Source organism: Streptomyces flavidovirens DSM 40150 (genome assembly GCF_000429085.1).
GTDB classification, from domain to species: Bacteria; Actinomycetota; Actinomycetes; order Streptomycetales; family Streptomycetaceae; genus Streptomyces; species Streptomyces flavidovirens.
Genome location: NZ_AUBE01000003.1, coordinates 251981 through 264227, shown reverse-complemented (window position 1 = coordinate 264227; position 12247 = coordinate 251981). Strand labels below are relative to the sequence as shown.

General features: G+C 69.8%; 14 protein-coding genes. 9 read left to right on the top strand and 5 right to left on the bottom strand.

What is annotated here, in order from left to right:
- The first annotated feature begins 41 nt into the window (after positions 1-41).
- The 3 genes from lipA to G412_RS0106435 all read left to right on the top strand — a co-directional run bounded on the left by lipA (position 42) and on the right by G412_RS0106435 (position 2179).
- The gene (gene lipA, locus G412_RS0106445; RefSeq protein WP_028811349.1) at positions 42-1007 is read left to right on the top strand and encodes a lipoyl synthase; all 966 of its coding nucleotides are present in this window, start codon (positions 42-44) and stop codon (positions 1005-1007) included.
- Positions 1008-1251: 244 nt separating this feature from the next.
- Positions 1252-1464 carry an SCO2195 family GlnR-regulated protein gene (locus G412_RS0106440; protein WP_028811348.1) on the top strand — a complete coding sequence of 71 codons (213 nt, stop codon included), beginning with the start codon at positions 1252-1254 and terminating at the stop codon, positions 1462-1464.
- A gap of 10 nt (positions 1465-1474) precedes the next feature.
- Positions 1475-2179: a DUF4191 domain-containing protein gene (locus tag G412_RS0106435; protein WP_028811347.1), complete on the top strand. Its 705-nt coding sequence runs from the start codon at positions 1475-1477 to the stop codon at positions 2177-2179.
- A 101-nt stretch (positions 2180-2280) separates the two neighbouring features.
- On the opposite strand, the gene G412_RS0106430 is transcribed toward G412_RS0106435, so the two are convergent.
- Positions 2281-2748: an RDD family protein gene (locus tag G412_RS0106430; RefSeq protein ID WP_037647890.1), complete on the bottom strand. Its 468-nt coding sequence runs from the start codon at positions 2746-2748 to the stop codon at positions 2281-2283.
- A 209-nt stretch (positions 2749-2957) separates the two neighbouring features.
- Here G412_RS0106430 and glnA point away from each other — a divergent pair, with 209 nt between their 5' ends.
- Positions 2958-4367: a type I glutamate--ammonia ligase gene (gene glnA / locus G412_RS0106425; protein ID WP_028811345.1), complete on the top strand. Its 1410-nt coding sequence runs from the start codon at positions 2958-2960 to the stop codon at positions 4365-4367.
- A gap of 84 nt (positions 4368-4451) precedes the next feature.
- Here glnA and G412_RS0106420 read toward each other — a convergent pair whose 3' ends face one another.
- Positions 4452-4718: a hypothetical protein gene (locus tag G412_RS0106420; RefSeq protein WP_028811344.1), complete on the bottom strand. Its 267-nt coding sequence runs from the start codon at positions 4716-4718 to the stop codon at positions 4452-4454.
- Positions 4719-4837: 119 nt separating this feature from the next.
- On the opposite strand from G412_RS0106420, the gene G412_RS0106415 reads away from it, so the two are divergent.
- Positions 4838-5197 (top strand): arsenate reductase family protein, encoded by a 360-nt coding sequence (locus G412_RS0106415; RefSeq protein WP_028811343.1) that lies wholly within the window; start codon positions 4838-4840, stop codon positions 5195-5197.
- Between the two features lie 83 nt (positions 5198-5280).
- On the top strand, positions 5281-5916 hold the full coding sequence (locus G412_RS33525; RefSeq protein ID WP_157839066.1) for a hypothetical protein: 636 nt from the start codon (positions 5281-5283) through the stop codon (positions 5914-5916).
- A gap of 28 nt (positions 5917-5944) precedes the next feature.
- Here the strand turns inward: G412_RS33525 and G412_RS0106405 are convergent, their stop codons facing one another.
- Positions 5945-6433, bottom strand: a complete 489-nt coding sequence (locus tag G412_RS0106405; protein ID WP_028811342.1) for a carboxymuconolactone decarboxylase family protein — start codon at positions 6431-6433, stop codon at positions 5945-5947.
- A gap of 47 nt (positions 6434-6480) precedes the next feature.
- On the opposite strand from G412_RS0106405, the gene pdxR reads away from it, so the two are divergent.
- Together pdxR and G412_RS0106395 are read left to right on the top strand one after the other, a co-directional pair.
- Complete coding sequence (gene pdxR, locus G412_RS0106400; protein ID WP_028811341.1) at positions 6481-7908, top strand: MocR-like pyridoxine biosynthesis transcription factor PdxR; 1428 nt, start codon at positions 6481-6483, stop codon at positions 7906-7908.
- Positions 7909-8018: 110 nt separating this feature from the next.
- Positions 8019-8687, top strand: a complete 669-nt coding sequence (locus G412_RS0106395) for an RlpA-like double-psi beta-barrel domain-containing protein (protein ID WP_028811340.1) — start codon at positions 8019-8021, stop codon at positions 8685-8687.
- A 79-nt stretch (positions 8688-8766) separates the two neighbouring features.
- Here G412_RS0106395 and G412_RS0106390 read toward each other — a convergent pair whose 3' ends face one another.
- Positions 8767-9666: a Gfo/Idh/MocA family protein gene (locus G412_RS0106390; RefSeq protein ID WP_028811339.1), complete on the bottom strand. Its 900-nt coding sequence runs from the start codon at positions 9664-9666 to the stop codon at positions 8767-8769.
- Between the two features lie 204 nt (positions 9667-9870).
- Between G412_RS0106390 and glnII the strand changes: the two genes are divergently transcribed.
- Entirely contained in the window at positions 9871-10890 is a 1020-nt protein-coding gene (gene glnII, locus G412_RS0106385; protein ID WP_028811338.1) for a glutamine synthetase, read from the top strand.
- A 95-nt stretch (positions 10891-10985) separates the two neighbouring features.
- On the opposite strand, the gene G412_RS0106380 is transcribed toward glnII, so the two are convergent.
- Complete coding sequence (locus G412_RS0106380) at positions 10986-12092, bottom strand: mechanosensitive ion channel family protein (protein WP_028811337.1); 1107 nt, start codon at positions 12090-12092, stop codon at positions 10986-10988.
- Positions 12093-12247 lie beyond the last annotated feature (155 nt).

Here is a 12247-nt window from a genome sequence, read left to right as displayed (position 1 = left end):
CCTGGTGGGCGCCGAAGAATCGAAGTCGTAGGGAGCCGGACGTGTCCGCAGTCGCACCCGACGGACGCAAGATGCTGCGCCTGGAGGTCCGGAACAGCCAGACCCCCATCGAGCGCAAGCCCGAGTGGATCAAGACCCGGGCGAAGATGGGCCCCGAGTACACCAAGATGCAGGCGCTCGTGAAGGGCGAAGGGCTGCACACGGTGTGCCAGGAGGCCGGCTGTCCGAACATCTACGAATGCTGGGAGGACCGCGAGGCCACCTTCCTCATCGGCGGTGACCAGTGCACCCGGCGCTGCGACTTCTGCCAGATCGACACCGGCAAGCCCGCCGCGCTCGACCTGGACGAGCCGCGCCGTGTGGGTGAGTCCGTCGTCACGATGGACCTGAACTACGCCACCATCACGGGCGTCGCGCGCGACGACCTGGAGGACGGCGGCGCCTGGCTGTACGCGGAGACCGTGCGCCAGATCCACGCGATGACGGCGGAGCGCGAGGCCGGCCGTACGAAGGTCGAGCTCCTCATCCCCGACTTCAACGCGGTCCCCGAGCAGCTGGCCGAGGTCTTCTCGTCCCGCCCGGAGGTCCTGGCCCACAACGTCGAGACGGTGCCGCGCATCTTCAAGCGCATCCGCCCCGGTTTCCGCTACGAGCGTTCCCTCGAAGTGATCACGCGCGCCCGCGAGGCCGGTCTGGTCACCAAGTCGAACCTCATCCTGGGCATGGGTGAGGAGCGCGAAGAGGTCAGCCAGGCGCTCCAGGATCTGTACGACGCCGGTTGCGAGCTCATCACGATCACGCAGTACCTGCGCCCCTCGCCGCGCCACCACCCCGTCGAGCGCTGGGTGAAGCCGCACGAGTTCGTGGAGCTGAAGGAGGAGGCCGAGGAGATCGGCTACTCCGGCGTGATGTCCGGGCCGCTGGTCCGTTCGTCGTACCGCGCGGGCCGGCTGTTCGGCCAGGCGATGGAGCGGCGCGAGGAGCTGGCGGCCGCACCGACTGTGTGAATCCCAGCACAAGTGATTACCGGGCAGTAATGGCCTGGACGACGCGGCTCGTACAGTCCCCGCAGGTGAGGGGGCCCGTACGGGCCGCGTCGCTGTTTCGGCCGTACGCGTTAAGGGTTCATGGGTGTTTGACCGGTCGGTCATGCGCTGGTAACACCAATCAGTGACCATGGGTTTACACACAGCAGCACTCCGGCAGCACCCGTCCGTTCGCGAGTCATCACTCCAAGGGGGGACCCACACCATGCAGGCCCCGACGCCCGTCCGCGCTACCGCCATCCCGTCCGTCACCGACGCTCTGCGCGCCGTCGAGTCCATCCTCATGCGCGGCGGACAGCGCACCGCACGCCGCAACGCCTGGACCTCGGTGCTCGAAGACCGGCGCAGGGCCAAGGACCGGGTCGAGGCGCAGCACGTACTGGAGGCCGTGGCCGGACGGGCCTCGCGGGCAACGTAAACTTCACAGCATGGCGAGGAAGGAACGCGCAGACAACGCGGACACTGCGAACCCGGGGCGACTCAAGCAGATTGCCCTGACCTACAAGATGACCCGGCGGGCCGACTCGAAGATCGGTCTCGTTCTCGCGGGTGTGGGCATCGTCACCTTCGGTGTCTTCCTCGCGATCGGCTTCTTGATCGATCACCCGGTCTACCTGGGCATTCTGGGCTTCCTGCTGGCCTTCCTCGCGATGGCGATCGTCTTCGGACGCCGCGCCGAGCGAGCGGCCTTCGGGCAGATGGAGGGACAGCCGGGTGCTGCTGCCTCCGTACTGCAGAACGTGGGCCGCGGCTGGTCGACGACTCCGGCAGTGGCGATGAACCGCAACCAGGACGTCGTACACCGCGCGGTCGGCAAGGCCGGCATCGTTCTGGTGGCCGAGGGCAACCCGAACCGGCTCAAGACGCTGCTGGCGTCCGAGAAGAAGAAGATGGCGCGGATCGTGGTGGACGTACCGGTCCACGACATCATCATCGGCAACGACGAGGGTCAGGTGCCGCTGAAGAAGCTGCGCACGACGATGCTCAAGCTGCCGCGCGTCCTCGCGGGCCCGCAGGTGACGACGACCAACGACCGGTTGCGCGCGATGGGCGACCTGATGTCGAACATGCCGCTGCCGAAGGGCCCGATGCCCAAGGGCGGGCGGATGCCGCGCGGCGGAAAGATGCGCTGACCCTCCACCTTCCACCTCGTACGATATGCGTCGAATCACGTCGAAGGGCGGTCCGGAACCGAGAGGTTGCGGACCGCCCTTCTGTCATGTCACCCGTACGGTCAGATCCTGACCTGGACGGCGCGTGCGAGGCGGTCGTGCAGGCCGCGGCCGTCGCGGTCCCAGACCAGCGCCGGGATCGCGAGGCACAGCAGGACGCTGCGGACGAACACGCGGAAGAAGCCGAGACGGCCGCCGTTCTCCGCGATGACGCGCAGGCCGAAGAGGCGCTTGCCCGGAGTGGAGCCGACGGTGCCGACGGTGAGCACGCTCAGTACGAGCAGAACGCCCAGCGCCCAGTTGCCCGACGCCTGCCAGTTACCACCCGTGAGCAGCCCGTATGCGATGAGCATGCACAGAGCCCAGTCGGTGAAAAGGGCGCCGAAGCGCCGGCCGGGCGGGGCGATGGCGCCCGGCCCCTGCTCGGGCAGTCCGAGCCGCTCGCCCCGGTACCCGGTGTCGGCACCCATCTCCTTGGCGGCTTCGCCCGGCCCGGAGAGCCACGATCCGATTGCTTGCCTGTTGTCCACCCGTACAAGGTACTGCGCCCGCTTTCGTACCCTGGAGGTCGGGCCCCTTCCGAGCTCGCGTCGGAGCCGGTCCGGTTAACTTGTGCGAAACAAATGGGTCATGCTTGAGAAATCCGGTCTGCCTATGGTCGGGTCCAGCGTGTGCCACCGCACTGGCCGCACGGAGAGCTGCAACCCCATCCCCACCGGGTGGGAGTAGGAGGAGTTGGATGTTCCAGAACGCCGACGACGCGAAGAAGTTCATCGCCGACGAAGACGTCAAGTTCGTCGACGTCCGGTTCTGCGACCTGCCCGGAGTGATGCAGCACTTCACGATCCCGGCCGCGGCGTTCGACCCGAACGAGGAGCTGGCCTTCGACGGGTCCTCGATCCGCGGCTTCCAGGCGATCCACGAGTCCGACATGGCGCTCCGCGCGGACCTGTCGACCGCCCGCGTCGACCCGTTCCGCAAGGACAAGACGGTCAACATCAACTTCTTCATCCACGACCCGATCACGGGCGAGCAGTACAGCCGTGACCCGCGGAACGTGGCGAAGAAGGCCGAGGCGTACCTGACGTCCACCGGCATCGCCGACACGGCGTACTTCGGCCCCGAGGCCGAGTTCTACGTGTTCGACAACGTGCGCTTCCAGACCTCCGCGAACGAGTCCTTCTACCACATCGACTCCGAGGCCGGCGCCTGGAACACCGGTGCGGTCGAGAACAACCGTGGCTACAAGGTCCGCTACAAGGGTGGCTACTTCCCCACCCCGCCGGTCGACCACTTCGCCGACCTGCGTGCCGAGATCTCCCTGGAGCTGGACAAGAACGGCCTCCAGGTCGAGCGTCAGCACCACGAGGTCGGCACGGCCGGCCAGGCCGAGATCAACTACAAGTTCAACACGCTGCTCGCCGCGGCCGACGACCTGATGCTCTTCAAGTACGTCGTGAAGAACGTCGCCTGGCGCAACGGCAAGACCGCGACCTTCATGCCGAAGCCGATCTTCGGTGACAACGGCTCGGGCATGCACGTCCACCAGTCCCTGTGGTCCGGCGGCAACCCGCTCTTCTACGACGAGCAGGGCTACGCGGGCCTCTCGGACATCGCCCGGTACTACATCGGCGGCATCCTGAAGCACGCCCCGTCGCTCCTGGCCTTCACCAACCCGACGGTGAACTCGTACCACCGCCTGGTCCCCGGCTTCGAGGCCCCGGTCAACATGGTCTACTCGCAGCGCAACCGCTCGGCGGCCATGCGTATCCCGATCACGGGCTCGAACCCGAAGGCCAAGCGCGTCGAGTTCCGCGCGCCGGACCCGTCCTCGAACCCGTACCTCGCGTTCTCGGCGCTCCTGATGGCCGGCCTGGACGGCGTGAAGAACAAGATCGAGCCGGCCGAGCCGATCGACAAGGACCTGTACGAGCTGGCTCCCGAGGAGCACGCGAACGTCCAGCAGGTCCCGACCTCGCTCCCGGCCGTCCTCGACGCCCTGGAGGCGGACCACGACTACCTGCTGGCCGGCGGTGTCTTCACCCCCGACCTGATCGAGACGTGGATCGACTACAAGCGCGTCAACGAGATCGCCCCCATCCAGCTCCGCCCGCACCCGCACGAGTTCGAGCTGTACTTCGACCTCTAAATCGTGCGACAGCAGCGTGAGGGCCGCCATCCGGGATTCGGGGGGCGGCCCTCGCCGTTGCGGGCAGCGGCGCGCTGCCTACGTTCAGCGGCCGTAGCGGATCAGGGTGCGGACCATGCGGCAGGTTGTGTCCGACGGGGGGTGGATGCCGATGCGCTCGGCGATGGTGCGGATCTTGCGGTCGGGGGCCTGGGACGGGTGGTACACGCCGGTGTCGAGCAGGGCTATGGCCAGGCGCATGGCCTTGAGGCGGCGGTTGTGCGTCTCGTACCACGCGCGCGGCCGCCCGGCCGGCAGTGGGGTCTTCGGCAGGGGCTGGGGAGCGATCGAGAGCAGTGCGGCTGCGGCCACGGGCGTCCTCCTGGGGCGGTCGGGAACCCTCTTTGACTCCTTCGATTTTAGTGGTCGCCACTGACAATCGGCCCTGGCCAGCGGGTGTTTGGCGGGTGGCTGGAGGTACGGTTGTGGCCATGGAGATCTGGATCAATCCCGCGTGTTCCAAGTGCCGCAGCGCGCTGCGGCTGCTGGACGAGGAGGGCGCCGACTACACCGTGCGCCGCTACCTGGAGGACGTACCGACCGAGGACGAGATCCGTGCGGTGCTGGAGCGGCTCGGGCTCGAACCGTGGGACATCACGCGTACGCAGGAGGCAGCGGCGAAGGAGCTGGGGCTCAAGGACTGGGCGCGGGACGCCGGTTCGCGGGACCGGTGGGTGGCGGCGCTCGCCGAGCATCCGAAGCTGATCCAGCGGCCGATCATCACCGCTGAGGACGGTACGGCTGTGGTGGCGCGTACGGACGAGGCGGTGCGGGACGCCATGTCGCGGTGACGAAACCGGAGTCCGAGGGGTGGTATGGGTCGTTTGTCGCCCGGCGAGACCTTGGGGGGACTTCGCTGCTACCCTCCGCGGCCATGACTCTTGGTGATCATGGCCCGTACGGTTCCTACCCGCCCCCGTTTCCTCCCCCGCCCCCGCCGCCCCGGCGACGGACCTGGCTCATAGCCGGCGGCGCGGTGGGCGCGCTGGCCGTGGTCTCCGCCGTGGCGGTGGGTGCGGTGCTGTACGTCGGCAAGGCCACCACCACCGAGTGCGAGCGTGGCATGTCCCAGGAACTCGCCGGGATCATCGCGCAGGGCGGTGGCTGTCTGCAGCTGACGTCCGCGCTGTTCACCGACGCCGAGCGCCGCTCGCAGGTGACGGTGGGCGTACTCAGCCTCAAGCGGGCCGAGGACGCGGCGTCGGTCTTCGGGATGGTCTCGATGGACCCGGTCACCTACCAGGTCGTCTCGCTCGATCCGCCGCCCGAGGCCGGCCTGCCGACCGTACCGCCAGGTTCCGCCGGGGTGTTCCGGCGGCTGATGACGGTCCGGTCGGTGGTCTTCTCCAACGCGCAGTGGGCGGACGGCTCCGAGACCCGCGAGGCGGAACTCACCGAGCAGGCCACCGAACTCCTGACGTACGTCAACGGGAACGTCGTGGCCTACGAGGAGGGCAAGAGGAAGGGGAAGGGGAAGGGGAAGGGGAAGGCGTCGACCGGCTCCGGGTGATGGCGGTTGCGGGTCAGGGCACTCCAGGTCAGGACACTCGTTCGTCCTCGCCCGCCGTCTTCCTGGTCGCCAGTGCGATGCGGTTCCAGGTGTTGATCGCGAAGATCAGGGCGAGGAGCCGGGCCAGTTCCTCGTCGTCGAAGTGGGCCGACGCCCGCGCGTACACGTCGTCCGGAACGCCGGCGTCAGCCACCAGTGTCACCGCGTCCGTGAGGGCCAGGGCCGCCTGCTCCTTGGCGGAGAAGAAGTGTGCTGCCTCTTTCCACACCGCGACCATGTGCAGCCGCTCCTCGCTCTCGCCCGCCTTGCGTGCGTCGGAGGTGTGCATGTGCAGGCAGTACGCGCAGCGGTTGAGGTGCGAGGCGCGGGTCTGGACCAGCTCGACCAGCGTCGGGTCGAGGCCCTCGCGCGCGGCGGCGTCGAGGCCGATCACGGCCTTGAACGCCTTGGGGGCGGCCTTGGCGAAGTTGAGGCGGGGGGAAGTGGCGGGCGTCTGCTTGATCTCTGTCGTCGTCATGGGTACGAATTTATCCGCGCAGGCGACCGGAGAAGGGGTGCATTTGAGTGGCGGAATCCTGGGTCAATTCTGCGGAGGGGCTCGGCAGCGATCTGCATCTGGAGCTCGGCGCCGTCGGCGGCGGCAGCCGGCGCGCCGTGCTCATGCGGGCGCTGCGTGAGGCGATCCGCGGCGGGCGGCTCGCGCCGGGGACGCGGTTGCCTCCGTACCGTTCCCTCGCCGCCGACCTCGGGCTCGCCCGCAATACGGTCGCCGACGCGTACGCCGAACTGGTCGCGGAGGGCTGGCTGACGGCCAGGCAGGGGTCGGGTACGCGCGTCGCCCAGCGGGCCGCTCCGGCCGTGCCCGCGCCCCGGCCCCGCACCCCCGCACGGGACTCCCGTCCGGCGTACGACCTCGTCCAGGGCAGGCCCGACCCCGCCGCCTTTCCGCGCGGCGCCTGGCTCGCCTCGGCCCGCCGGGCACTGACGGCCGCGCCCCACGACGCGTTCGGGCCCGGCGATCCGCGGGGCAGGGCGGAGCTGCGGCAGGCGCTCGCGGAGTATCTCGCGCGGGTGCGTGGGGTACGGGCGGACGCCGGGCGGATCGTGCTGTGCTCGGGTGCCGCGCACGCGCTGCGGCTGCTGGCCCGGGTGGTGGGCGGGACGTGGGCGGTGGAGGCGTACGGGCTGCCGTTCCACCGCGCGCTGCTGGCGGACGAAGGTGTACGTACCGTGCCGGTCGGGGTCGACGAGGACGGGGCCAGGGTGGGCGAGCTGGCCGGGCCGGGGACCGTACTGCTCACTCCCGCGCACCAGTTCCCGACCGGGGGGCCGCTGCATCCCGAGCGGCGGGCGGCCGTCGTGGACTGGGCGCGGGCGACGGGCGGGCTGGTCCTGGAGGACGATTACGACGGCGAGTTCCGTTACGACCGGCAGCCGGTGGGTGCGGTGCAGGGGCTCGACCCGGAGCATGTGGTGCTGATCGGGTCGGTGAGCAAGAGCCTGTCGCCGACGCTGCGGATCGGCTGGCTGGTGCTGCCGGAGCGGCTCATGGACGGCGTCGTGGAGGCGAAGGGCGAGCGCGAGCAGTGGTCGAGCGCGACGGAGCAGCTGACGCTGGCGGACTTCGTCGAGTCGGGTGCGTACGACCGCCATGTGCGCCGGATGCGACAGCGCCACCGGCGCAGGCGTGACCGGTTGGTCGAGGTGCTGGCCGAGCGAGCGCCGCACGTGCGCGTGACGGGCATCGCGGCGGGGCTGCACGCCGTGCTGGAACTGCCGCCCGGCACCGAGCGGGCGGTGGTGAAGGCGGCGGCGTGGCAGGGGCTGGCGGTGGAGGGGCTGTCCGATTACCGGCATCCGGACAGCGGGAGTGGGGGCGGGGGGCCGGGTGGTGGGGAGCGGGACGGGCTGGTCGTGGGGTACTCGACGCCTGCCGAGCACGCGTACGCGGGCGCGCTGGACGCGCTGTGCCGGGCGTTGCCGCCTGCCTGATGCGGAAGTTGTTGCTCGGGTGATTGAGACGGACGGGGTTGCTACTCGTACGTAACGGCACACGGAACCCATGCGGTCGTGGCGCACACGGCCGGGGACAGGAGTCACACGTGTCGCGCAGGAAAACCCTCAGCCGCAAGAAGAAGCTCGCTCTGCTCGCGGGCGCGGCCGCACTGGTCGCGGGAACCGCCGTGGTGATGACCGGCACCAGTCAGGCCTCGGTCGCCTGCGACGGGCTGGCCACCGCGCTGAGCAACAACGAGCAGTTCATCGCCGGGCAGCGTGCCCATCCCGACGCGCAGTCGGCCGCGCGGATCGCCAACCGGGAGGCGGTCATCGAGGAGATCAAACGTAAGCAGGCGGCGTCCGGGTGCGGCGAGGCGGCCCCGCCCGACGCCGGGGCGGCGCCGCCTGCGGACGTGACGGCCCCGCCGGAGGAAGGTGGTGATGCGGATGCGGGAGCGGGTGGCGGCGACGGAGGGGCCGCCACCCGGCCGCCGGCTCAGGATCCGGGTGACGCGGCGCCGGCCGGTGAGGTCGTGTGTGCCGGGTCCACCGTCACGCTGTCCGGTGAGGGCGGGGCGCCTGCCGCCTCCAGCGGGGAGTTCCCTGTCGGCACCCAGCTCAGGGTCACGAACCTCGACAACTCCAAGTCGACCACCGTTGAGGTGACTTCGGCGTCCGGGAGCTGTGCGCTGCTCAACAACGCGGCCTTCGAGCAGGTGCGGGAGCCCGGCAAGTTCCTGATCCGCAACGCGCGGATCGAGCGCGTCGGGTAGGAGGCCGAGCGGGTGCTCAGTGCCGGCGTACGCGGGGAGGTTTCGCGTACGCCGGCCGGCTCAGCGGCTCAGTGCCGGCTCAGCGGCTCAGTTGTGACTCCGCTTCGGCCAGGATCTCGGTGAGCCTCAGGCCGAAGGCCGCGTCGCACGGGTGGGATTCGCCGGTGCGTACGGCGTGCAGCAGGGCGTCCACGGCCGCGCCGAAGGACTCGGCCGCGCCGCCCCACGCGGGCAGTTCGGCCACGCCCGCCGTGCCCCGCAGTTCGACCGTCGCACCCGCCGAGGCCGCCGGGGCGCTCAGGCTGAGCGTCACCGTGCTCGTCGCGCCCGAGGTGTGCCGCAGTACGAGGTGGGCGGTGTCTCCGGGGCCCGCCGCCGCGGTCGTCGACGTAACGTCGCCGAGCACCGGCAGGAGTACGGACAGGGCGTGCGGCCCCACGTCCCACAGCGCGCCCTTCTCGCCGCGCCACGGGGATGCGGCGTACGGACTGTCCGCACCGGGCGCGTACAGCGCGCCGAGCCACCGCGCGTGCGCCGTGAACCAGCCGTCCGCCGCGGCCTGTTCGGCGATCCACTGCGTCGTGCCCGTCGCGAAACGCAGCGTGCAGAAGATCACCGACGCCACGCCCGCCTTCTCGGCCGCCCGGACGACCTCCCGTGCCCCCGTCACCGTCGTCGCCAGCGGCTTGTCCAGCAGCAGGTGGCACCCGGCCTCCGCCGCCCGTACCGCCAGCGGGGCCTGGACGTCCGGCGGCAGTGCGATCGCGACCGCGTCGCACGCCGCGAAGAGGGTGTCGACGTCGTCGTACGGCGTGGTGCCGTGGGCGGCGGCGAGCGCGGCGGCCGCCTCGGGCCTGCGGCCCCAGACACCGGCGAAGTCGACGCCGGGGTGCGCCGCGAGCGCCGGTGCCTGGGTGCCGGCCGCCCAGGGGCCGGTGCCGAGAAGTCCGACGCGTGGCCTGATCAGCGATTCGGTCATGTCCGCCAGTGTGCCGTTGTACACGACGGCGGGCACCCCGGCTCGGCTCGACGGCCCCGTACGACCCCGGCTTCGGGGCCTGTGATGCGCGGGAAACCTGAGTAACACGGGGTTCACAATCGGGCAACGGTCGGGAAATCAGCGCTTGCGAAGCTGCCCTCACAAGCCGCAGCACCGCAGCAGCACCCGCAAAGGATGGCGTCCGTGACCTTCAAGGCCGAGTACATCTGGATCGACGGCACCGAGCCGACCGCCAAGCTTCGCTCGAAGACGAAGATACTGGCCGATGGCGCCGAGCTGCCCATCTGGGGCTTCGACGGATCCAGCACCAACCAGGCCGTGGGTCACTCGTCCGACCGCGTGCTGAACCCCGTGTTCTCCTGCCCGGACCCGATCCGCGGCGGTGACAACGTCCTCGTCATGTGCGAGGTCCTGAACATCGACATGACGCCGCACGAGTCCAACACGCGTGCGCTGCTGCGTCCGGTCGCCGAGCAGTTCGCCGGCCAGGAGCCGATCTTCGGCATCGAGCAGGAGTACACCTTCTTCGACGGCTCGCGCCCGCTCGGCTTCCCGGTGGGCGGTTTCCCGGCCGCACAGGGCGGTTACTACTGCGGCGTCGGCGCGGACGAGATCTTCGGCCGCGAGATCGTCGAGAAGCACCTCGACCACTGCCTCGCCGCCGGCCTGGGCATCTCCGGCATCAACGCCGAGGTCATGCCCGGCCAGTGGGAGTTCCAGGTCGGCCCGCTGGCGCCGCTGGAGGTCGCCGACCAGCTGTGGGTCGCCCGCTGGCTGCTCTACCGCACCGCCGAAGACTTCAACGTCTCCGCGACCCTCGACCCCAAGCCGGTCAAGGGCGACTGGAACGGTGCGGGCGCGCACACCAACTTCTCGACGAAGGCGATGCGCGAGGGTTACGACGCGATCATCACCGCGTGCGAGTCGCTGGGCGAGGGCTCGAAGCCGATGGACCACGTCAAGAACTACGGCGCGGGCATCGACGACCGCCTCACCGGTCTGCACGAGACCGCCCCGTGGAACGAGTACAGCTACGGCGTCTCGGACCGTGGCGCCTCGGTCCGTATCCCGTGGCAGGTCGGCCAGGAGCAGAAGGGCTACATCGAGGACCGCCGCCCGAACGCGAACGTCGACCCGTACGTCGTCACGCGTCTGATCGTCGACACCTGCTGCACCGCGCTGGAGAAGGCCGGCCAGGTCTGATCCCGCACCACAGGCAACTGGGGGCGCCCGCCGGACCGGCGGGCGCCCCCGCGGCGCTGACTTCCTGGGCCGTCCGCCCGGCTGGGGGGCGGGCGCTAGAGCACCGGCTCGGTCGCCTCGCGCTGGTGCGGGATCGCCATCGGCACCGGAACCTCTCCCTGTTGCACCGCAACCAGGCCCTGTTGCACCGTCACGGTCCGCTTGGGCGCGGGGACCGCGATGCCCTCGGCCCGGTAGCGCTGGTGCAGGCGCTTGATGAACTCGTGCTTGATCCGGTACTGGTCGCTGAACTCGCCGACCCCCAGGATCACCGTGAAGCCGATCCTGGAATCTCCGAACGTGTGGAAACGCACGGCTGGTTCGTGGTCGGGGACGGCGCCGGTGATCTCGGTCATCACGTTCTCGACGACCTCGGTCGTCACGCGCTCGACGTGCTCCAGGTCGCTGTCGTAACCGACTCCCACCTGGACCATGATCGAAAGCTGCTGTTCCGGCTGGCTGAAGTTGGTCATGTTGGTGCCGGCGAGCTGTGCGTTCGGGATGATGACCAAGTTGTTCGACAGGTTGCGCACCACGGTGTTGCGCCAGTTGATGTCGACGACATAGCCCTCTTCGCCGCTGCTGAGGCGGATGTAGTCGCCGGGCTGCACCGTCTTCGCGGCGAGGATGTGCACGCCCGCGAACAGGTTGGCCAGGGTGTCCTGCAGCGCGAGAGCGACCGCCAGACCGCCCACGCCCAGCGCCGTGAGCAGCGGTGCGATGGAGACGCCGAGGGTCTGCAGTACGACGAGGAAACCCATCGCGAGCACCACGACGCGCGTGATGTTGACGAATATGGTGGCCGAACCGGCCACTCCCGACCTGGACTGCGCCACGGACCGCACCAGATTGGCGATCACCCTGGCCGCCGTGAGGGTACCGGCCAGGATGAGCAGGGCGGTCAGCGTCATGGTGACGTTGCGCCCGGTCGTGGGGGTCAGCGGAAGCGCCGCCGCGGCAGCCGCCGCGCCGGCCGCGATCGCCGCCCACGGGATCAAGGTCCGCAGGGCGTCGACGATCACGTCGTCCCCGCTCCACCGCGTCCTGCGGGCCCGTTCTCCCAGCCACCGCAGGGTCGCTCTCAGGAGCAGTCCTGCCGCGATGCCGACGGCCACCGCGATTCCGGCGACGATCACGTCGTGCAGTGTGAGGGCCCGGTACATCAGTGATTCTCTCCCGTGGTCCGAGGGATGCGCGGATCGTCATCCTGCCGCATGCGGCTTGCCGGGCCCGAGCTGCCCCCACCTGGGATCTTCGCCAGCTTGTCGAGTCCTGACACGGACTCAGAAGCGCCTGAGCGCAGATGACTACGTGTGGT